Annotated in this window: 18 protein-coding genes; 9 read left to right on the top strand and 9 right to left on the bottom strand. The window is 58.4% G+C overall.

The genetic code is table 11. The features are described 5' to 3' along the window. The first annotated feature begins 125 nt into the window (after nt 1-125). Entirely contained in the window at nt 126-1,193 is a 1,068-nt protein-coding gene (locus RUH64_RS02765; RefSeq protein ID WP_313811116.1) for a DUF389 domain-containing protein, read from the top strand. A 65-nt stretch (nt 1,194-1,258) separates the two neighbouring features. On the opposite strand, the gene RUH64_RS02760 is transcribed toward RUH64_RS02765, so the two are convergent. Further along, complete coding sequence (locus RUH64_RS02760) at nt 1,259-2,491, bottom strand: acyl-CoA dehydrogenase family protein (protein WP_313811114.1); 1,233 nt, start codon at nt 2,489-2,491, stop codon at nt 1,259-1,261. A 102-nt stretch (nt 2,492-2,593) separates the two neighbouring features. Continuing rightward, entirely contained in the window at nt 2,594-3,283 is a 690-nt protein-coding gene (locus tag RUH64_RS02755; RefSeq protein WP_313811113.1) for a TetR family transcriptional regulator, read from the bottom strand. Nucleotides 3,284-3,444: 161 nt separating this feature from the next. Between RUH64_RS02755 and RUH64_RS02750 the strand changes: the two genes are divergently transcribed. Together RUH64_RS02750 and RUH64_RS02745 are read left to right on the top strand one after the other, a co-directional pair. Beyond that, the gene (locus tag RUH64_RS02750) at nt 3,445-3,876 is read left to right on the top strand and encodes a hypothetical protein (RefSeq protein ID WP_313811112.1); all 432 of its coding nucleotides are present in this window, start codon (nt 3,445-3,447) and stop codon (nt 3,874-3,876) included. Between the two features lie 58 nt (nt 3,877-3,934). Then, on the top strand, nt 3,935-4,174 hold the full coding sequence (locus tag RUH64_RS02745) for a hypothetical protein (protein ID WP_313811111.1): 240 nt from the start codon (nt 3,935-3,937) through the stop codon (nt 4,172-4,174). A gap of 111 nt (nt 4,175-4,285) precedes the next feature. Here the strand turns inward: RUH64_RS02745 and RUH64_RS02740 are convergent, their stop codons facing one another. The 5 genes from RUH64_RS02740 to RUH64_RS02720 form a co-directional block, all read right to left on the bottom strand. Continuing rightward, nucleotides 4,286-5,443, bottom strand: coding sequence for an acyltransferase family protein (locus RUH64_RS02740; RefSeq protein ID WP_313811110.1), 1,158 nt, complete (start codon nt 5,441-5,443; stop codon nt 4,286-4,288). A gap of 572 nt (nt 5,444-6,015) precedes the next feature. Continuing rightward, entirely contained in the window at nt 6,016-7,509 is a 1,494-nt protein-coding gene (locus RUH64_RS02735) for a LuxR C-terminal-related transcriptional regulator (protein WP_313811109.1), read from the bottom strand. A gap of 262 nt (nt 7,510-7,771) precedes the next feature. Then, the gene (locus RUH64_RS02730) at nt 7,772-9,238 is read right to left on the bottom strand and encodes an MFS transporter (protein ID WP_313811108.1); all 1,467 of its coding nucleotides are present in this window, start codon (nt 9,236-9,238) and stop codon (nt 7,772-7,774) included. A gap of 61 nt (nt 9,239-9,299) precedes the next feature. Next, nucleotides 9,300-10,298, bottom strand: a complete 999-nt coding sequence (locus RUH64_RS02725) for a PhzF family phenazine biosynthesis protein (RefSeq protein ID WP_313811106.1) — start codon at nt 10,296-10,298, stop codon at nt 9,300-9,302. A 93-nt stretch (nt 10,299-10,391) separates the two neighbouring features. Then, complete coding sequence (locus tag RUH64_RS02720; protein ID WP_313811104.1) at nt 10,392-10,946, bottom strand: hypothetical protein; 555 nt, start codon at nt 10,944-10,946, stop codon at nt 10,392-10,394. 204 nt (nt 10,947-11,150) lie between these two features. On the opposite strand from RUH64_RS02720, the gene RUH64_RS02715 reads away from it, so the two are divergent. Beyond that, nucleotides 11,151-12,248: a mechanosensitive ion channel domain-containing protein gene (locus RUH64_RS02715; protein WP_313811103.1), complete on the top strand. Its 1,098-nt coding sequence runs from the start codon at nt 11,151-11,153 to the stop codon at nt 12,246-12,248. Between the two features lie 81 nt (nt 12,249-12,329). Here the strand turns inward: RUH64_RS02715 and RUH64_RS02710 are convergent, their stop codons facing one another. Continuing rightward, the gene (locus RUH64_RS02710; protein ID WP_313811101.1) at nt 12,330-12,974 is read right to left on the bottom strand and encodes a YqaJ viral recombinase family protein; all 645 of its coding nucleotides are present in this window, start codon (nt 12,972-12,974) and stop codon (nt 12,330-12,332) included. Between the two features lie 63 nt (nt 12,975-13,037). Continuing rightward, nucleotides 13,038-13,292, bottom strand: coding sequence for a thioredoxin family protein (locus RUH64_RS02705; protein WP_313811100.1), 255 nt, complete (start codon nt 13,290-13,292; stop codon nt 13,038-13,040). Nucleotides 13,293-13,428: 136 nt separating this feature from the next. Between RUH64_RS02705 and RUH64_RS02700 the strand changes: the two genes are divergently transcribed. The 5 genes from RUH64_RS02700 (at nt 13,429) to RUH64_RS02680 (ending at nt 19,946) form a co-directional block, all read left to right on the top strand. Continuing rightward, nucleotides 13,429-14,166, top strand: a complete 738-nt coding sequence (locus RUH64_RS02700; RefSeq protein WP_313811099.1) for an ABC transporter ATP-binding protein — start codon at nt 13,429-13,431, stop codon at nt 14,164-14,166. After that, on the top strand, nt 14,163-15,488 hold the full coding sequence (locus RUH64_RS02695; RefSeq protein ID WP_313811098.1) for an FtsX-like permease family protein: 1,326 nt from the start codon (nt 14,163-14,165) through the stop codon (nt 15,486-15,488). Before RUH64_RS02700 ends, RUH64_RS02695 begins: the two co-directional genes overlap by 4 nt. Before the next feature lie 637 nt (nt 15,489-16,125). After that, nucleotides 16,126-16,983: a glycosyltransferase family 2 protein gene (locus tag RUH64_RS02690; RefSeq protein WP_313811096.1), complete on the top strand. Its 858-nt coding sequence runs from the start codon at nt 16,126-16,128 to the stop codon at nt 16,981-16,983. Between the two features lie 15 nt (nt 16,984-16,998). Continuing rightward, nucleotides 16,999-19,164: a glycosyltransferase gene (locus RUH64_RS02685; RefSeq protein WP_313811094.1), complete on the top strand. Its 2,166-nt coding sequence runs from the start codon at nt 16,999-17,001 to the stop codon at nt 19,162-19,164. Beyond that, a complete protein-coding gene (locus tag RUH64_RS02680; RefSeq protein ID WP_313811093.1) occupies nt 19,161-19,946 on the top strand; it encodes a polysaccharide deacetylase family protein in 786 nt (261 codons plus the stop codon). The genes RUH64_RS02685 and RUH64_RS02680 overlap by 4 nt, the downstream gene beginning before the upstream one ends. The last annotated feature ends 10 nt before the right edge of the window (nt 19,947-19,956 follow it).

Here is a 19,956-nt window from a genome sequence, read left to right as displayed (position 1 = left end):
TTGAGCCATCAATTGTTGATTTCGCATTTAAAGAGTTCTCACGAATTGTGAAATATTCATCATTAATAATCGGAAGTACGCGTCAGAACACTTTGAATTGAACAGTCCGAGTACGATACTGAATCATGGCCACAGAACCACACGAGCACGTGCCTCCATCAGCGAATATGGACACGTCAAAAGGCACTTTCTTCGCCTCAATTTTTCGCGCAGCTGATGCAGATGACCTGCGGCGGATGCGCAGCAAGCTGTACCTGACGGATGGGAATGCGGCAAGGAATCTATCGGCCTTCTGCGTCTTGCTGTTCCTCGCGGCGGTCATTGCCACCGCAGGTGTCGTAGCTGACTCCACCGCTACCGTCATCGGCGCGATGATCGTCGCCCCGCTGATGACCCCCATTCTTGGCACCGCCTTGGCAATGGTGCTGGCCAATAGGCGACAGATCGTCCACAATCTCTTGCTGGTGATCAGCGGATCAATTGTCGTGATCTGCATCGGCTATCTTCTTGGCATGATGGATCCTGTGGACGTCGTTGCTGCGACGAACTCGCAGGTGGCATCCCGCATCAGCCCACGCATGATCGACCTGGTGGCAGCGCTCGCCACAGGTTTCGTCGGCGCCTTTGCCGTCACCCGAAGCGACGTTTCCGATGCACTGCCTGGCGTGGCCATCGCGATCTCGTTGGTCCCGCCACTCGCGGTTGTCGGTTTGACCGCTGAATCCGGCGCCATCGATGAGTCGCTCGGAGCCTTGCTGCTGTTTGGCACCAACGTTGCGGCAATCATTTTCACCGGATTGATCTTCTTCCTCGTCTCACGACTGCGGCAGACCGCCCTGGACGCCCGCATGCAGATTGGCAAGCTCAGCGTCCGCTCGATGACCTATGTTGTCGTGGCGCTGATCTTACTTGCCATTCCCCTGAGCGTTGGCAGCGCGAAGGTGATTCAAGAGCAAATGACAATCAACAAGGCGCAGCCGGTGGTCAGCGCCTGGGCTGATGAACAGGGATCAGATATCTCCTCGGTGGCCTATAGGTCGGGGACCCTGGAAGTAGTGATCGTCGGGGAAAGCATTGAACGTACTCAGGCCCTGCGCAACACCCTGGACCAGGCCGGACTTGAGGATGTTCCGGTCGATGTCACCCTCATCCAAGGGAAAACCGAACATCTAGAGCTCACGCCCTCGGCATAGTGCCGGAAGCGAGTCAGGTCCCTGCGGGGCAACCGCAGGGACCTGAAAATTTTTAAGGCTCGAATTTAGGCAAAGGCAGAGAAGCCTGTGATGTCGCGGCCCATGATCAGTGCCTGGACCGTCTCCGTGCCCTCATAGGTATGGATGGCTTCAATGTCGGCAAAGTGGCGCGCCACCCGGTTGCTGGTCAGGATGCCGTTGCCGCCCAGCAGGTCGCGGGCGTTGGAAGCAATCGAGCGCGCTGTGCGGGTTGCGGTGTACTTGGCCAGGGAGGCCTGTGGACCGGTGAGCTCGCCGGCGGCCTCGCGCTTGGTAGCCTGCATGGTCAGCACCTGAATGGTTGCCAACTCGGACTGCATGCGGGCAAGGCGTTCCTGAACGATCTGGCTGGCAGCCAGGGGACGGCCGAACTGTACGCGCTGCTTGGCGTAGTTCACCGCCGACTCGTAGCACGCAGTGGCGTGGCCCACCGCTGACCATGCGACGCCCAGACGGGTGGCAAAGAGCACGCGGGAAGTATCCTTGAAGCTCTTGGCCTCCGGCATGACATCCTCATCGGGTACGAAGACGTTCTCCATGCGGATATGCGCCTGCCAGATGGCCCGCAGCGAGAGCTTGTTTTCGATGGTGGTGGCACTGTAGCCCTCGGCATCCTGGTGGACGATAAATCCGCGGACGTTGTTCTCCTCATCGCGGGCCCACACGATGGATACACCGCCCACCGAACCGTTACCGATCCACTTTTTCTCGCCGTTGATGAGATAGCCGCCGTCGACCCTGCGGGCGCTGGTCTCCAGAGACACCGAGTCGGAACCATGGGTCGGTTCGGTCAGCGCAAAGGCGCCCGGAAGTTCGCCGGACAGCATCGGCATGGCGTACTTGGCGATCTGTTCCCTGCTGCCGCAGTACATGACCGAACGTACCGCCAGTCCTGCCTGGACGCCGATGATCGTTGCCACCGAACCGTCACCGCGGGCCATCTCCATATTCACCAGTCCTGCCGCCAGCGGGCTCATATAGGAGTAGCCGTCGACGTTTAGGCCGTCGCGCAGAAGGTCGGCGTCGCCGAGCTTCTTGAGCAGGTGCAGCGGGTATTCGGCCTTGTCCCAGTACTCGTGGATGTCCTTCTTGACCTCTTCGAGCACAAAGCGGCGGGCCTTGGAACGCCAGGCCGCATCTGCCTCATTCAGGTCGGCAAATACACCGGTGGGGTCGGTGTTGACCTCGCCCGTCCACAGATCATAGTCGGGCTCAACGACTCCGTTGGGGAAGTCAATACCGGTGTGCTGCGCGGTCATCGGGGTGCTCCTTATAAGCCTGGGTAGTAGTTCCACCCCAAGCCTAATGGAACGCAGTGTCATGTCAAGGCACTAGGTTTCATGCACTGTGATGCGTGTGGGCTATCCCTGACTCTTCTTGAGTGCCTGGGACACTGCATCGAGAATCGACTGTTCGTCGGCTCCCGGGGAAAGCACCGAAACAACAATGCTCGGCGCGGCGCTCGCCGGCGCCGCCTGCGGCTCACCGGGCTGCAGCAGATCAGAAAAGCGTGTCAGGAACAGCAACACATCGTGGGCGAGTCTGGTGCGGTCGGTACTCTGCGCATCGCGCAGCCACATTCTCAGGTGATCGTTGTGAATTGCCACCAGCCCCGCACACAACCCGAGTCCCAGGGCGCGGTTGGCCTGCGTCGTGACAAGATCCCTGCGCGCGAGGAAGTCAAAGAATGCCTTTTCGTACCTGTGAGTGGACACCAGTTCGCGCTCCCGCAGCGACGGAACCGACGACAGCAGTTTGTGGCGCAGTTGCGCGGCTTCCGGGTTGGCGGTGTATTGGTCGAAGACCACATGCGCTGCGTCAATGAGAGTCTGAACGGCATCAACCGAGGAAGCCGCCAGGGTTGTCTGAACATGCGTGATGATCATTTCCTGATCGGCAAAGACCATGTTCTCTTTGGACCCAAAACGTCTAAAGAACGTAGAACGGGAGATACCTGCCGCGGCTGCCAGTTCATCTACGCTCGTCGCGTCAAAGCCCTGGGTTATCAGTAGATCAAGGGCAGTGGAGGGTACAGCAGAAGCAGGGATCATGATTCAAAAATTTAGCATGATTACCCACTGCATTTTCTTGCCCTTTGCTGAATGGGGCGGCGTGGTCATTGTGTCCTCTCATCGAGATGACTACGCTGATCAGCAGGAAGACCTAACAATTGAGGTCAGCCAAACTACCACTTCTAGAGGAATGAGAGCCCGTGGGAATCTCGATTGCAAACGCAGCGCTACGTTTGGTCAGTGGCGCGTTCATTCTGAACAGCGGTATTAACAAGCTTCGCTTGGATGAAGCCAGCTCCGCCGGCTTGCAGCAGATGGCTGCCAATGGCATCCCACCGTTGGCTGAAATTGAACCAGCTACCTTTGGCAAGATGCTTTCGATTGGCGAGATTTCGCTTGGCAGCGCTCTGCTGCTGCCGATCATCCCTTCGAAGTTGGCAGGTCTGGGGCTTGGCGTTTTCTCCGGCTCCCTTCTGGCCGCCTACCTGCGTACCCCGGGAATGACCGAATCGGACGGCATCCGCCCAACGCAGGACGGCACGGCCCTTGCCAAAGATGTCTGGCTGGCCGGCATCGCCGTGGCATTGATTTTCAGCCGCAAGTCTTCCAAGAAGGCCAAGAAGAATAAATAAACCTGCATCTCGGGCAGGCTAGCTCCTGCACCTGGATCATATGTTGAAGGAGAAGCCTATGGGTTTTATGGATGACGCAAAGAAGACGCTCGGTGAAGCAACCGAAAGCGTGAAGGACTTCGCCGAAGATGCTACCGAAAAGGTCAAGGACTTCGCCGGAGAAGCCAGCGAAAAGGTCAAAGAATTCACTGTCGAGGCCACGGAGAACGTCAAAGAATTCGCCGCTGACGCGCAGGAGAAGATCGGCGACAAGGTCAGGGACCTCAAGGGCGGAAACGATTCCGAACCCAAGCAGTAGCCGTTAGAGCCGTAGCGCTTTGACTATGCTTCGAAAGACAGAAGAGACTCATTGCTCCACCACGGTGGCGTAATGAGTCTCTTCGTTAATAGCTATCTGCAGGTTCGCTGATCAACGCGGATCTAGGGTAGGAGATGGCTGTTGCGCATTCTTCGGGGCGAAGCCGAAGTCTGCGAGGTTCGCCGGCGCAGCGGCGAATGCCCAACGCATATTGTGCCGCAATGAGAAGACCCCAAGGAATCTCTCGACGGGGCCCACGCCAAGGGTCAGGCCCCACAACACGGCAAAGCCGAGGCAGAGGACAAAGACGACCAGCGGCCACAGTCCCTGTGGGCCAGAAAGAGTCCAGCCTCGGCTTTCAAATGTGAACAGCAGCAGCACATGGAGCACATATAGCGTCAACGGGATGCGCCCAGCCAGCGAAATGGGCATGCTGATTTTCTTGAATCCGCTGGAGAACTTTGGATTCTTTACGGCGGCCAGCCACAGGCACAATCCGTACACCGTCATGGCACGGGCAAGGTCGAAGGTCATTTCTACGTAGCTTCCGCGCACATAATGCCCAGCGATCTGCTGCGGATTCACGTAGAGCAGGAAGACTCCCGCGGTAAGTCCAAAGCCAACTAGGCCGATGGTCTTTGCCGGGAGCTTGTGCGCGAGCAGCTGGCGTCCTGCAACTATTCCCAGCAGCAGGAACGGCAGAAGCCAGGTGGCGTGGTAGGCCCGGCCCGTGAAGGTCCATTGGAGCAAGAACGCAATCGGATTGTTACTTACCTTTGCGTAGAGCAATTCCGGGGTTGTGATGAGCGCTTGGCCGATAATGCTTGCAAGGATCGGCGAGGCGGCCAAGATGGCTACCGCAGAGATGCTGAGCACTTTCGAGCTGGCGAAAAGGAACGGCACAGCCAAGATGAATGTGACGCCAAGATAGGAAAGTACAACATCGACCCGGCCTCCCCAGGGGAGGAGCGCCAGCCCGATGAGTATCAGGCCGACCCCACGCAGAAAGTACTCCAGCCTGAAATGCCAGCGCTGTTTACCTTCCATCGGCTTACGCGTCAGGATCGCTATGGTCGTACCCGCAACCAACATGAACAGCGGTGTGGCCGCACCGCTCATCTGTGAAATCGCTCCGGTAATTGCTTCGGGAAGCATCCTTGGTGCAAGGCCGTGAACGTGAGCCCAGATCATTCCGAGGATCGCCAAACCACGCAGTGTATCAACGACGACGTAACGGGACTGCTTGGACAGTTGGGTACCGGTGCTCATAAGCAACGAGTATAGGATGCTGCAGGTTCTTCCATCGCATCGTGTTTCGACAATGACGTGATGAGTGAATATTTACTGCACTGGATTAAAGCTCGGCAACAAGTCTCCAAGGCGCCCCGGAAAGCTGCAGCCAATTTCTTGGAGATCCAACAGGAAACGCCGCTGAACGCAGAACTTTTCACGAATAGACAACAGCTGCGACGACTGTCAGGTGGGGTGAGAGGGAAAGGTGAATTTCCTGTCTAGATTCGCTTTACATGTAGAAATAAAGGACGAGGTCTCACCCGATGGTCGACAATAGTTGAAGGTACTAGAAATAAATCCAAGACTCTTGGATTGCTATTACTTGAGCTCAAATCGCACCTTGGGGAAGGGCATGGGGATCCGGTAATGGCAGGATGAGAAGCTCGGAGATTGGACGACGCTGCCACTCGCAAGTGCGGTGTTTATCCAAAAAGCTGATACCACTCGCAATTGCCTGAACTCCTCTCATGCAGTTGCCTTCGCGAGAGGCGATCTTTTTGGGGGAAGATCGTTTCTCGCGAATTTAAAGCGGCATAACAAGTGGCTGGCTAGTCAAGTAGTCCCAGCTGCATGGCAGTCTGCACTGCCTCCGCTCGGTTCTTGACCCCGAGTTTGAGGTATATATTGCGCAGATGTGTTTTGACCGTATTGGGCGATATGAACAGCGACTCAGCCAATTTGGGGAAGCTGGGATGCGTGACCAGCTGCGAGAGAATCTTCAATTGCATTTCGGTCAAGGTCACCTTGGGTTTGATGCCTTGATCTGGACCGTGCGCGAAGTTTCTTAACTGATCGCCTAGTACAGGCGAGTGTCGCTGCAGCAGGAAGTTGGTTTCAGGTCTTGGCCCGTAGGCGAGCACCGATGGCAGTCCGCTGTGCTTCACTGTGGCAGCCAGCTTCACGGTTGATTCATCTGCCAACTCGGCAAGGCCCAGACGGTGGTATGCAATTGCCTCAACCAGCAGGCTTTCGGCATGCAGTCTCAAGCTGCAATTGGAATCCCATTCAGTCCTGGCCAGTTTAAGAGCCGTTATTTCATCATGGTTCATGGCAGCTCGCGCAACTGCCATGTTGAACGCCGGTAGAGATGTCTTAACTGTCTCCTTGAATCGGGCCGCGCGCTCGACAAGCTCAGCCGCGTTGAGTAGATCGAGGTAGGCGGCATTGAGCATATCTAGCGCGGAGGAACCGGCTCGCTGACTGGTGCTTTCCATCATGGAATTGCGGATCTCGTCTGCGGCGGTTACCGGGTCTCCGGCAAAGATCAGTGCTCTTGCCCGAACAATCAAAATAAATGCCCAGTGATCCACCACGTGAAGGAACTCGTTGAGATCATCCAACCGAGCTAGGGCCGCGTTCGGATTTGCATCTTCAATGGCTAGCAGCGCTGAACTGACGTGATAGCCGATGGCATTGTAAGAACCTTGCCAGTTCTGGGGAAGGCAGCCGTCATCGAAATGATGAATCAGGTTTCTGGCCGAAACCATGTCGCCGTTCAACGCATGAGACAGGCTCACCAAAGAACGGACGTGCAGGTGCCGCAAGCGGTTTTCGTCCTGGTCCAGACGTCGCGCGGCACTGATGGCTTCGGCAAAACTGCCGCCATGCGCATAGGCGGCAACGCACTGCACTGCGAAGACAAAGTACATTTTCTTCTTGGCCAAGTTGACTATTGGAGACAGGACATCCACCACCCGTTCCCAGTGTCGGGCAGCTTCCACTGCTTGGTCAGCGAGCATCAAGACGCGCATGACGCTGAGCTGCAAGCCAGCAGTTCGAAGGCGGATGATCGGGTCCTCACTCCCAGCTGAGGCTTCGGCAATTTTCTGCAGCGATAGCTGGACCTCCGCCAAATCAATGGGGCGGTGAGGGTGAATCACCGACTGGCCTACGGCCCCAATGATGGCCAACTCAGGATGGGCCTCTTGGGCACTTGCCGGAATCTTGTTGATGAGGTGCGCAGAATCGAGGCGGTGCTGACTGTAGAGCTCGGTAAAGTTCTCGATAGCAAAATCAATCAGCAACTCGTACTGCTCAGCCACGATGTAGTGGTTTAGAGCATCCAGCAGATTCAACGTCTACCCCAAATTCTCATTTCGAATCTTAATTTTCCCCGACTCGACTATTAGTTCGATTCTGGGTCTGTTTAGTCAGAATAATTGATTATTTCGTATTCCTATTGAATCGGTGCGGATCACTAAGCGAAGCTCGAATAATTAGCCCTGAAAACAAATAAGCAGCCAGGGGGCGACGTCGGTCGTCGTCCCCTGGCTGCGAGGCTAAGCAGGTCTCAGCTTATTGACGCTACTTGCGCCTAGCATTGTCGTCCACCGGATGGGAGTTGAAGAACACCACTGCAACGATGGCGGCAAGGGCGATGCAGCCCGGCAGCAGCAACGCCTGGCCAAGGCCCACCGAGGTTGCCTCAAAGATCGAGGCCTGATCGGCCGGCTGGTCCAGCTTGGCGATCTGCGCCGATACTCGCGAATCCATCATGAATGCAATGAGCGCAGACCCGAGGACCGAACCAATTTGGCGGGTGGTGTTGTAGATGCCCGAACCAGCTCCGGCATCAACTGCCGTCAGGTCGCGGGTCGCGGCCAGGGACAGGGACGGCCAAATCATCGCGGAGCCCACACCCTGAATGGCCGAAGGAATTAGCAATGTCCACAACGGGATGTCTGCATGCATCATCAATGCGTAGGCAATGGTGCCGCCGCCCAGCAGAATGAAACCAGGTAGTGCAAAGGTCCTCGGGTTGACCTTGTTGATCGCCTTGCCCAGGGGAGGAGCCAAGAAGATGCCGACAATCGCCATGGGGGAGATCATCAGCGCCGACTCGGTGGGGGACAGGCCGCGCACGCTCTGCAGGAAGAACACCATCGGCAGGCTGATGGTTGCGACGATCAAGCCCATGAAGGTGATCGAAATATTGGCCAGGGTGAAGTTGCGGACCTTGAACAAACGAAGTGGGACCAACGGTTCGCTCTTGGTTTTCGACTGCCACCATACGAAGACGAACATCATCAGGACGCCGAAGACGATCAAGTGCCACGAACCAATGGGGCCGAGGAACGGCTCCCAGTTGGTGGAGTCGCCTTCCTGAATGCCGTAGACCATGCAGAACATGCCGATGGCTGACAGCGCCACGCCAACCCAGTCGAACGAATGCGCCTGGGGCTTCAACTTTGGAACAAACTTCAGCACCATGACGATGCTCAGCACCGCAATCGGAACGTTGATGAAGAAGATCCATTCCCAGCCCACGGAGTCAACCAGCAGGCCGCCGGCGATCGGTCCAACAAGTGTGGCGATGCCGGCCACCGCGCCCCACAGGCCCATGGCGGCGCCGCGGTGGGCGTAGGGGAACATACGTGTAATCAGGGTCATCGACTGCGGTGAGATCATCGAAGCACCCAGGCCCTGCACCGCGCGGGCGAAGACCAGCGACGCGAGGGTCGTTGAAAGTCCGCTCCACAGCGAGGCAAGGGTGAACACGACCATGCCGATCAGGTAGATATTGCGCGGGCCGAAACGGTCGCCCAAGCGGCCGGTCACCAGCAAGGGCACGGCAAACGTGAGCAGGTAGGCGCTGTTGACCCATAGGATGCTTGAGATATCGGCATCAAGGGCGCTCATAATGGCGGGCATGGCGGTGGACACGATGGTGGTGTCCAGAAGAATCATGAAGAAGCCGATGACCAATGCCCACAGGGCATTCCAGGCGGCCTTCTTATCAAATTCGATTTCAGGATTTGCAGATTGTGGCACTGGTCAAGACTAGTGCTTTCGAGCTGCTCAGAACATAGATAGTTTCTCTATCTTTGATTAATCAGTCGAAGCTCACAGTACCGTCGACCCGGGTGACAATGTCGCCGCTGACCCACACGCCCTGTTCATCAGCTTCGATGTGCAAGATGGCGTTGCGTCCCACTCGGGTTCCCTGCCGCACCGTATAGCGCTGCGGGGCATAACCAGATTCGGTGAGCCAAAGTCCGAAAGCGGCATTCAGGCTGCCGGTGGCAGGATCCTCCGGAACGGCTTCACCGGGAACGAAGTTGCGCACCTCGAAGTCTGCCGGCGGTTGCAGGACCACCGAACCGAAACGCTCTTCTGAACGTTCAAGGTCTGAGGAATCCAAGGGACGCAGCTCCTCGCGGGTACCGGCAACCCGCGGCATCACCGATTCGCGAGGCTGCCAGGTGCCGAAGGAAACACTGGAAGCGGTGTACGGGCCGATGACGCCGACTTCCAAACCTTCCAGGGCCTCAAAGTCAGGCTCGATCGCCAACACAACATCGGCATCGCGCAGCACCAGGCCCGCCGGTTGCGGCCCATTGGCCAGCCACGCATGATCCACCACGTCTTCCGGCTGCAACCCCAGGCCGGAGATGGCCCACTGCAGAACATCTGGTTCCAATGGGCCGGAACGGGTCAACGGGGGAGCGAGGAAGGCAATACGCGCCGAGTGCTCTTCGCTTGCCTCACGTTCGATGCGCAGCTGGATCAGCCCGCCCTTGCACTGCTGGACCAGATGTCCGCTTGGGCCGGGTTCGCCGCCGGCAGCCAGCCATGCATGAGCTGCACCGAGGGTTGGATGGCCTGCGAAGGGCAGTTCCGTGGAGGGGGTGAAAATACGGATGGCGTAGTCTGCTTCTTCATCCGTTGGTTCAACAAAGAACGCTGTCTCTGCCATATTGATCCACTGGGCAAAACGTTGCATCTGGTCGTCGCTGAGCTTATCGGCTTCAAATACAACGGCAAGGCCGTTGCCGTTGAAAGCTGTGGGCGCAAAAACGTCAACCTGCTGATAGGCAAATTTGCTGCTCATACATAGCATCGTGGCACATTATTCAGCAGGTTGACCGGGTGTTACGCGGTACGTCATCAAAAAGTGGCGAACAGCTCGAATTAAATGTTGTGCTCACCAACGGTGGGCAACGTCGATCACCAATCGGGAGCCAGTTCCCGGCCCGTCAAGGAGGAATACACGCATCGGAAGCCGTGCACGGGTGGAGATGCCGAGCATGGTTTCTCCCTCGAAACTTCCCAGCCACACTTGCTGCTTGAATGTGGTGTAGCCGAGGTTCTTCACAGTTGCACGCGGGGAGTAGGAGGTGCTGACCGGGGCATGGACGAGGATCTGTAGATTCGCCCCACCGGTGGTATGAACTGGGATGCCTGAAGCAATGCCGCTGAGGGTATCGACATACTTCACGCTGTAACCAGCCGGTTTACCCGACAGGTCGATGACCATCCGGTCGTAGCAGCTGTGCTGCCCGGTGCGGACGTTGAAGATGGGCGAGGTCGTAGACAAAGTCTTGGACTTGGCCAGCGAACCCCACCATACGGTTGGGCAAGTGGTCGCGGTGGTGGTGCTGACAGCGACACTGGTCGGCGCCGCAGCTGCTCCCGGGGTGAGAGTCAATAACGCGGCGGTGACAGCGGCAGCGAGTAGCGCAAACTTGGGTCGATGCATTGGGGAAACACCTGCTTTCTAAGGTATGCAACACCTGGCATTTGCTATGCCGGTCAGACTAGTTCACCGCGCAAAAACAGTGAATTCAAGCCCCTAGAGCGATTGAAATACTACTGTTGCGCAACTGCAATTCAAGACCGAACGTTTCGAATCACACAAGGTCGTACACAGCGTTCAATAAGCGGGCTATGACATGCTTAACGGATGACTGAAACCCCTGTTGCGCCTATCGACGAGACCGTCCAAGACGTCGTTAAAGCATCAAGCTTCCTCCCCGAAACGTTGCAATTCTGGGCTGTGATTGCGGTTGGTGCGGTGATTGCCGCCATCCTTACCTTTGTTTTCAGCGGAGTATTCCGCAGGGTCCTTGCCCACATGGGGGTGGAAGATGCCCACGTGAACTCCACCCGCTGGCCGTTCTTCGGCACCGTGACGTCGATCGTGGCGAAGTCTGCGTTTGCCATCTTCTATAAGGACAAGTCTTGGTACAACGGCTGGCAATTCGTCATCCTTGCGGTGCTGGTCTTCTTCCTCACCTGGCTGATCATCCGAATAGTCCGAGTCATCGAAGAGGTCCTGCTGGCCCGCGTTGGTGCCCGCTTTGGTTCGGGTCGAAAGCTCGCCAAGGTGCAGACTCAGGTGGGCTTGCTGCGCCGGGTCATCATTGCAGTTCTATGCGTTGTCGCCGTAGGCGTCGTTCTGCTTTCGATCGAACAGGTCAGGGCGCTAGGCGCAGGTTTGATCGCCTCTGCGGGTCTCGCCTCGGTGATCGTTGGTCTTGCAGTTCAGTCAACCCTGGCGAATGTCTTTGCAGGTCTTCAGATTGCCTTCACGGACTCCATCCGAGTGGACGACACGGTAGTTGTTGAACAGGAACGCGGCACCATTGAAGAAATCACTCTGTCCTATGTGGTGGTATTGCTGCTCGACGGGCGGCGCATGATCCTGCCTTCCACCTACTTCACCACCACGCCATTTGAGAACTGGTCACGCCGCAGTACGGAGATCGCCGGCAACGTCGTATTCCAGCTCAAGCTCAATGCGCCGATCGACTACCTGCGTCAGCGCACCACCGAACTGCTCGAGTCCTCGGACTGGTGGGACGGTCAGCGCAATGCACTAAACGTGACAGACGTACAGGGTGGACTGCAGACGGTAACCATATTTTTATCTGCGAGAAACCCCGGGGATCTGTGGGACCTGCGCAATATGATCCGAGAAAAGCTGCTGAGTGAATTGATCACCAGCTACCCGGAGTGCTTGCCTGATCCGCGCACCATCCCTGCTCCGCCGGCCGTCTAGGCGGACAACGGCGATAACAGGCAAACGCGCTGGGTGTGAAGTTTACGAACTTCACACCCAGCGCGTTGCTCTTTGAAGTCCTTAGAGCCTCAGGGCCGCTGGACCATAGTCGTTGTAGCGCTCCTGGCGGGCGGTGGCCTCGCGCAGCGCAGCGATCAACGATTCAGCTTTGTTGATCAAATCCTTGATCAGGTCGTCGTCGCGCTCAACCCACATGTACTCCGGGACATCGCGCAGCGGAACAAAATTATCGTGTTCTTCCCAAACGAACAGGGTGCGCTCCGCACCGATTACATGCTGCTGCCACAGCACCTGGCGCAGGTAGTTCTTCGGGATTTTCTTGAACGGTTTGTTCGTGGTCTTGATTTCGGAGAGCACCGGAACCCCTGCCGCATCAAAACCCAAGCCATCTGGGGTGGCAAGGTGCAGCCGTGAATTCTGTGAATGGAACAGCTGTGTTGAGGGGAAGATATTGAAGTTCTCCTGAACCCACGCGGCAATTACCGGTTCGCGTTTGCGACCATGATCGGTATAGGGATTTCCGGAGAAGCTGTTTCCGTACAACTTGTCCCAGGCGGCGTTCTTCACCGACTTTTCGGTGGACAGTTTTGCCACGTCGGTGGCGGTGACGCCCTGCGCCCTTGCCCGAAGCCATTCGATGCGGTTTGACGAGTCAGCAAGGACTCGATGGAAGCATTCATGGTCGACGCCGGGCACAGTTATCACCTGTCTATTCTTCCCCATCACGGGGCGGAACCCGTGCATCTTGGGTCAAATATCGGCGTGAGACTAGTCGCCAGCGTGGGCGATGGCCGTCAAAAGCTGGTTTAACGTGGGAGTATCTGTTCCCCGGAATTTCTCATGGCCATCGATGAGCAATCGAATGACCGGCGTGGAGATGATCCCGAGCTCTTCACCACGCTGCACCTGCTCCACCATGTTGATTTCTTCGACCTCAAGGTCAGCCACCAGCTCCTGGGCGCGGTGCACCACCTGCCGGGCCCGGGTGCATGGGGCGCAAAACGGCTGGCTATACAGTTCCAACTTCATTCCTGATCAACAACTCCTGCGTGGGGCTAAGCCCGCCAACCCGTGGCTCCTACCAAAGTATGAGCAAGCGACAACGAACATGGAACCTTTCTCCGATGTCCGAGGTCACCAGCTTTGAAAACATTGAGTCATGCTAGAAAATTCCTTGGGCCTACCACCGGTCATCGCAGCCAGCGGGCTGTTTCGCAGCTTCGGCACCACCACCGCCTTGGGCGGTGTAGATCTGAATATCCAGCTCGGCCAATCACTGGCAATTATGGGTCCGTCAGGCTCCGGCAAGTCGACGCTGCTGCACGCCCTGGCAGGAATCGAGCTTCCCGATGCAGGACGCATCACGCTAAACCTCCCGGGACATCCGAATGTCCAGGTTGAGACCTTGAACGACAGGGCGCGCACCAAGCTGCGCCGCGAAGCGTTCGGCTTCGTCTTCCAGTCGGGGCTGCTCATCCCGGAACTGACGGCCATCGAAAACGTCGCCATGGCCTTGATGATCAATGGGGTGCCGCGCTCCGCGGCCATGGGCAACGCCCAGCAGGCGCTGGTGCAACTGGGACTTGCCGGCATGGAACAGCGCCGCATCGGCCAGCTCTCCGGCGGCCAACAGCAGCGCGTAGCGATTGCCCGCGCCCAGGTCACCGGGGCCAGCGTGGTCTTTGCCGATGAACCCACTGGCGCGCTGGACTCCACCACCGGTGCCGAGGTCCTGGAGATCCTGCTGGGCGCCACGGTGGGAGCAGGCAAGTCGCTGGTCATGGTGACCCACGACCGCAGCGTGGCTGAACGTTGCGACCGCATCGTCACCCTGCGCGACGGGCTTATCGTCACCGACAGCCTCAAGGCCGGGCAGCAGACGGGGAACCTGTCATGAACACCCTGCACCTTGCCTGGATGATCGGCCGACCTTCGGCCGCCCGAAGCACTCCGCAGATCCTTACCGTCAGCGCTTACGCCATGGTCAGTGCGGTGTTGTTGATCGTGCTGGGAGGCGCCTACTCCTTCACCAGCTTCGAACCCGAAGCCCAGGGCATGTACCTTCCACTGGCGGCCTTCGCGTTGGTGCTCTTGATCGTTCCACTGGTGGTTCTCGGCGCCGCGGCCGCACGACTCTCCGCCCGGACCCAAGACCGCGCGCTGTCTTCGCTGCGCCTCTTGGGATCCACCGGAACCCAGATCAGTCAGATCGCGATGATCCAGGCGGCGGGCACCGCACTGGTCGGCGCACTGCTGGGCGTGGTGCTCTACCTTGCCGCTTCTCCCTTGGTTTCCATGATCCAGTTCCAGGGCGCACCCATTGGTAGCGCGATTTACCTGCCGTGGTGGGTGATTGCGCTCGCCGTGGTGCTGGTGGTGTTGCTTTCGGTGATTAGCGCCGTGGCGGGACTGCGCAAACTGGTCATCACCCCGCTGGCGGTTGCCACCCGCCAGAGTGTGCCGGTGCCAAGCTGGGCCAGGGCACTGATTACCGTGGGCGTTATAGCTGTCCTGTACTTTGTGCTCAACAACCTGGCCGTTATTGCCCAGGACCTTGCCACGATGATCGGCATCATCGTCGGCGGTTTCGGGATGGGGCTGCTGGTGCTGAATCTGGTCGGCCCGTGGCTGGTTGCCAGGGTGGGTAAGAGCAAGCTCGCCAAGGCTCAGAAGCCCGAAGAACTCCTGGCGGCGCGCATGATTTTAGAGAATCCTGCGCAGTCCTGGCGCCAGGTTTCGGGTGTTGCCATGGCTTCCTTCGTCGCGGTGGTCGGCGGCAGCGGGGCTGCCCTCATGGGGATGGGCGGCGGTGAGGTGTCTGAACCTGGGTGGATGCAGTACCTGAGCGCCGATGTGCTCACCGGCGTGCTACTGACCCTGGCCATCGCCTTTATCTGCGTCGCCGCCTCGGCCGCGATTACCCAGAGTGCCAGCACCCTTGACCGCGCTGAACTCTACGATGGCCTGCACCGTTTGGGCATGAGCTACAAAGTTATGAACGCGGCCCGCACCAAGTCGTTGATGATCCCGGCTCTGACAGCGTCCATTGGCTTCGCCATCGCCTCGGCTGTCTTGGTCCTCCCGCTGGCGGGTATCGCGGTTCTGGTCAAGCCGGTAACTGTGCTAGTGGTAATCCTCGCGGTGGTGTTAGGCCTGCTGTTGGTCCGCGTTTCTATTACGGTGGCCAACCCTCAGCGATTGCTGGTGGCTAGAAGCTAAAAATATAAAAGCCAACTAACTGGCTCATGAAGATGGTCCCAAGGAAATAAGGCGCCGGACGAAACTCAGTATTCGAGTTTTCGTCCGGTGTTTTTCTTTGTGGCACTCAAAAGGCTTGTGTTTGCGGTGCAATGAATATGAAGCAAGTGTTACGTAGGTATTTTAAGAATTAAACGAATTTGTATTTCTTGGTCATTTCTTGAGCGTCGAGCTGAATGCTCGAAACTTGATTATTTTTCTTGGTCTAATTCTGCTGGCCGATAAACCAGTAATTATCAGGATTGCGGCGGGTTGAGAAGGGTGAAAGTACTCGGGTAGCGCGGACCGCTAGTGGAAGGTGGAGGGGTGCCCTACTTATGGAGACAGTTCCTGCCATTGAGGGGAAACTATTAAATTCACCTGCTTTACATGTCACAAGAAAGTTCAATCGATAGCTTTTTTCGAAAACAAGAAAATTCATCGGAAATTACGTGCTGAGATTAAGCAAAGTGTGTGTAATACTTGAGCTCTCGGTGAGCATTGGGAAATTCACCGAACACGTTGGCGCACTCGCACGTGCAATGAGGACTGGGGAGTCCACGCTGCACACAGCGGCAGACGTACATCTGAATAACGAACTTCTTGGGGGAAGATCAAAATGGCACTTGCCAATAACCATGACTTGGTATCGATCCGTTCCGGATCGGAGCAAGAATCAAGCGACATGCTTTTTCTTGCAGATGCATCCGCAAAAGCCGACGCATCAGCCCGACCAAAAGTCAGTCTCATCATTCCAACGCTGAACGAAGCTGAAAACCTGAATCTGGTTTTGCCAACCATTCCATCAATCGTTGATGAAGTGGTCATCGTTGACAGCGAATCCACCGATGGAACCCTTGCTGTGGTCCGTGAACTCTGCCCAGATGCAGTGATCGTCACAGAAACTCGACGCGGCAAGGGCCATGCACTGCGCACCGGCTTCGAGACCTCCACCGGAGACATCATCGTGATGATGGACGCCGACGGGTCGATGAATGTCGCAGACATCGGCGTGTTCGTTGCAGCCCTTAATTCGGGCGTCGACGTGGTGAAGGGTTCACGTTTCCTGCAGGGCGGCGGAAGCAGTGACCTGACGCTCCTGCGCACCGCGGGAAATCTTGCACTCACCCACGCGGTACGTTTGGCATTTGGCGGTCGTTACACTGATCTTTGCTACGGATACATGGCGTTCTGGCGCCACGTCCTTCCTGCCTTCGACGACGAGAGCGTCAGCGGTTTCGAGATCGAAACCTTCCTGAACATCCGCGCCCTGGCAGCAGGGTTGCGCGTGGCAGAAGTTGCCTCTTTTGAGAGCCCGCGGGTGCATGGAGAAAGCAACCTGCGCACCTTCCGCGACGGCGCCCGCGCCCTGCGCACGATCGTCCGCGAAAGGATCGGCCTGCGCCGAGCCCGGTCGGGACTTGGGGTGCCGCGTCCGCTGGTTCCAAGAGTTCAAACGAGCACCCTGACGAAATAGCCGGGGCGTAGCGACATGAACACCGCAAAAGTTTCCGTGGTGATCTGTGCCTACACAGAACGCCGCTGGAAAGAACTAGTGTCCTGCGTGCGCTCGGTGCAAAACCAAAGCACTGCCAGTGATGAAATCCTTCTTGTCATTGACCACAACCCCGAACTGCTTTCCGCCGCACAGGCAGAATTCTCCGGGGTCAAGGTCTTGGCAAGCACCGGACCCAAGGGGCTCTCCGGTGCCAGGAACACCGGCGTAGCAGTTTGCACCGGAGACATCATCGTCTTCCTCGACGATGATGCGAGCGCGGAAAGCACCTGGCTGGAAGAACTGCTGGCCCCCTACGCCGACCCCAAGGTCTTGGGCGTCGGCGGGGCGGCAATGCCGGTGTGGGAAAGCGGGGAGCCATCGTGGTGGCCCGCCGAATTCGGCTGGGTCATCGGCTGCAGCTATACGGGCCAACCCGCGCAGCGCAGCGAAATTCGCAACCTGATGGGCTGCAATATGTCGGTGCGCCGCGAGGTTTTCGATGCCGTCGGCGGCTTCAACCCGGAGTTGGGCCGCGCCGCCACCGGAGCCGCAGGCTGCGAAGAAACCGAACTGTGCCTGCGGGCTAGGAACGCATTCCCGCAGGGAATGTTCATCCATGAACCGCGCGCAGTGGTTCACCACCAGGTGCCCGCGCAGCGGGCGGCCTTCAGGTACTTCCGCGAACGCTGCTATGCCGAGGGGCTGTCCAAGTCCTATGTGGCCCGCACACTGGGCTCCGATTCGGCCTTGTCCGCCGAGCGGGCCTACACCACCAAGGTGCTGCCGGCAGGCGTGCTGCGCAATGCGGCACAGCTGCCTCACCGCGGACTTGCGGGTCCTGCCACCGCCGCAGCGATCGTTGCCGGGCTGGCAACCACCGCGGCAGGCTACGTGGTGGGAAGCATCAAGAACAGCTCCGCGGTTCCGGTGCTTGCCCCGGTTCCTCCGGTGCTGCCGGTGATCGTTGACGTCGCCGCAGCGCCGGCGTACGCGGCAGAACAGCCTTTGCCCGATGGATACGAGAGCGCCCTGTGCCTAGTCACCGAAAACGGCGGACCGCTGGCGAAGATGAGCGTCGATTTGAACAGCCTGCCTTCGGCGACCCTGTGGCAGCTGCAGGCCCACGTGCGGGAACATTACCGTGCAGGGCGGTTGGGGGAGGGCATCGAATCGCCAGCGCTGCCCACCACCGAGGCTGCGGTGGTTATTGCCACGCGCAATCGGCCGCTGCAGCTGGCCCAATGTCTGGATTCCCTGGATGCAGGGACCTATCAGCCCTCGCAGATCATCGTGGTGGACAACAATCCCAGCGATGCCGAAACCGAGCTGATGATCGGGCTTCGGTCCATGGACGACCCGCGCCTGATGTACGTGCGGGAGAACCGTCCCGGGCTGGCCCACGCCCATAATGCAGCGCTTGAGCACATCACAGCACCGATTGTCGCCTTCACCGATGACGACGTACTGGCGGATCAGCATTGGCTGGCAAGCATCGTGCGGGTCTTTGAGGAAGACCCGGATGCCGCCTGCGTCACCGGGCTGATTGCCCCGCGCGAACTGGATACCCTCGCCCAGCAGTGGGTCGAGGGCAACCAGACCTATGACAAGGGGCTTGAACGCCGCAGCTTCCAGCTGCCGCAGAACTCCTCGGAGGCGGGGCTGCTGCCCTACGCCTCGGGGGCCTGCGGTTCGGGGGCGAATATGTCGTTCAGGACCTCCTACATTGTGCCGACGGGCTTCGACGTATCGCTGGGAGTGGGCACCGTTGCCATGGGCGGGGATGACCTCGCCGCCTTCTACGATGTGCTGGCCTCGGGAAACAAGCTGGTTTACGAACCCGCGGCGGTGGTATTGCACCCGCATTACCGCGACGTCGACGCGCTGCAGCGCCAGATGTACGGCTACGGTGCGGGGCTCGGCGCGCACCTGACCCGCTGCCTGCTGCGCGACCCGAAGATGCTGCTTCGCTTTGCCGGCAGCAGCGTCAGCCTGGTGAAGCGAACCGATGAAATCCTGCGCCCGTCCATCGTGGACGGCCTGCCGCCCATGCCCAGGGCATTGCTGGCGGCGCACCGCAGGGGCATCGTCTCGGGGCCGGTGCGCTACCTGCGCAGCAGTTATCGGGTGCGCCGGGCGCAGAAGGCGGCAGGCCAGAAATGAGCACCGACATACCGATCCTTCTCTACCACTCGGTCCGCGATGACGCACCCGAGAAATTTGCGCCGTTCGCGGTCACACCGCAGCTTTTCGCCGAGCACATGGGCGCGCTGGCTGCGGGCGACTGGAACGTGCTCAATATGAGGCAGCTGGTCACTGTGCTGCAGAACGAGGAAGAAATTCCCCGAAACACCGTGGTGATCAGCTTCGATGACGGGCTGTCTGATTTTGCCGAGCATGCCTGGCCGGTCCTGCGGCGGCACAACCTGCCGGCTACCCACTATGTGGCCGCCGGGCGCCTCGGAGGGACCAGCGCCTGGTTGGAAGATGCCGACGCGGGCCACCTGCCGATGCTCAGCGCGGAACAGCTGCGCGAGCTGTCGCAGGACGGGTTGGATATAGGCGCCCACAGCATGAGCCACCCGCAGCTTGATGCGATCGGGCGCAGCTTGGCCAGGGCAGAAATCCTGGTCAGCAAGCTGGTGCTGGAAGACCTTCTGGGCACCGAAGTCACCGGCTTTGCCTACCCTCACGGATACCACGACGAGTCGGTGAAGCAGATGGTCAAGGACGCCGGCTACCAGCACGCGGCGGCGGTGCGCAATGCACTGAGCCACCCCCAGGACGACCTCTTCGCCCTGGCCAGATACACCGTCATGAACGACTGCAGCACCGAGCAGCTTGTGCAGGTCCTGAACGGCCAGGGCATTGTACGGGCCGCCGACCGCGAACTTCTGCAGACCAAGGTGTGGAGAGCCGTACGCCGCGTGAAAGCGCGCATATAAAGGTTTTGAC

Source organism: Glutamicibacter sp. (assembly GCF_032154645.1).
Taxonomy (GTDB): domain Bacteria; phylum Actinomycetota; class Actinomycetes; order Actinomycetales; family Micrococcaceae; genus Glutamicibacter.
This window is presented reverse-complemented; position numbering and strand designations above follow the sequence as displayed.

What these genes read in the sequence shown, in the direction of transcription:
- RUH64_RS02765 (WP_313811116.1), top strand. Translation starts at nt 126, where the DNA reads ATGGCCACAGAACCACACGAGCACGTGCCTCCATCAGCGAATATGGAC.
- RUH64_RS02760 (WP_313811114.1), bottom strand. Translation starts at nt 2,491, where the DNA reads ATGACCGCGCAGCACACCGGTATTGACTTCCCCAACGGAGTCGTTGAG.
- RUH64_RS02755 (WP_313811113.1), bottom strand. Translation starts at nt 3,283, where the DNA reads ATGATCCCTGCTTCTGCTGTACCCTCCACTGCCCTTGATCTACTGATA.
- RUH64_RS02745 (WP_313811111.1), top strand. Translation starts at nt 3,935, where the DNA reads ATGGGTTTTATGGATGACGCAAAGAAGACGCTCGGTGAAGCAACCGAA.
- RUH64_RS02740 (WP_313811110.1), bottom strand. Translation starts at nt 5,443, where the DNA reads ATGAGCACCGGTACCCAACTGTCCAAGCAGTCCCGTTACGTCGTCGTT.
- RUH64_RS02725 (WP_313811106.1), bottom strand. Translation starts at nt 10,298, where the DNA reads ATGAGCAGCAAATTTGCCTATCAGCAGGTTGACGTTTTTGCGCCCACA.
- RUH64_RS02720 (WP_313811104.1), bottom strand. Translation starts at nt 10,946, where the DNA reads ATGCATCGACCCAAGTTTGCGCTACTCGCTGCCGCTGTCACCGCCGCG.
- RUH64_RS02715 (WP_313811103.1), top strand. Translation starts at nt 11,151, where the DNA reads ATGACTGAAACCCCTGTTGCGCCTATCGACGAGACCGTCCAAGACGTC.
- RUH64_RS02700 (WP_313811099.1), top strand. Translation starts at nt 13,429, where the DNA reads ATGCTAGAAAATTCCTTGGGCCTACCACCGGTCATCGCAGCCAGCGGG.
- RUH64_RS02695 (WP_313811098.1), top strand. Translation starts at nt 14,163, where the DNA reads ATGAACACCCTGCACCTTGCCTGGATGATCGGCCGACCTTCGGCCGCC.
- RUH64_RS02690 (WP_313811096.1), top strand. Translation starts at nt 16,126, where the DNA reads ATGGCACTTGCCAATAACCATGACTTGGTATCGATCCGTTCCGGATCG.
- RUH64_RS02685 (WP_313811094.1), top strand. Translation starts at nt 16,999, where the DNA reads ATGAACACCGCAAAAGTTTCCGTGGTGATCTGTGCCTACACAGAACGC.
- RUH64_RS02680 (WP_313811093.1), top strand. Translation starts at nt 19,161, where the DNA reads ATGAGCACCGACATACCGATCCTTCTCTACCACTCGGTCCGCGATGAC.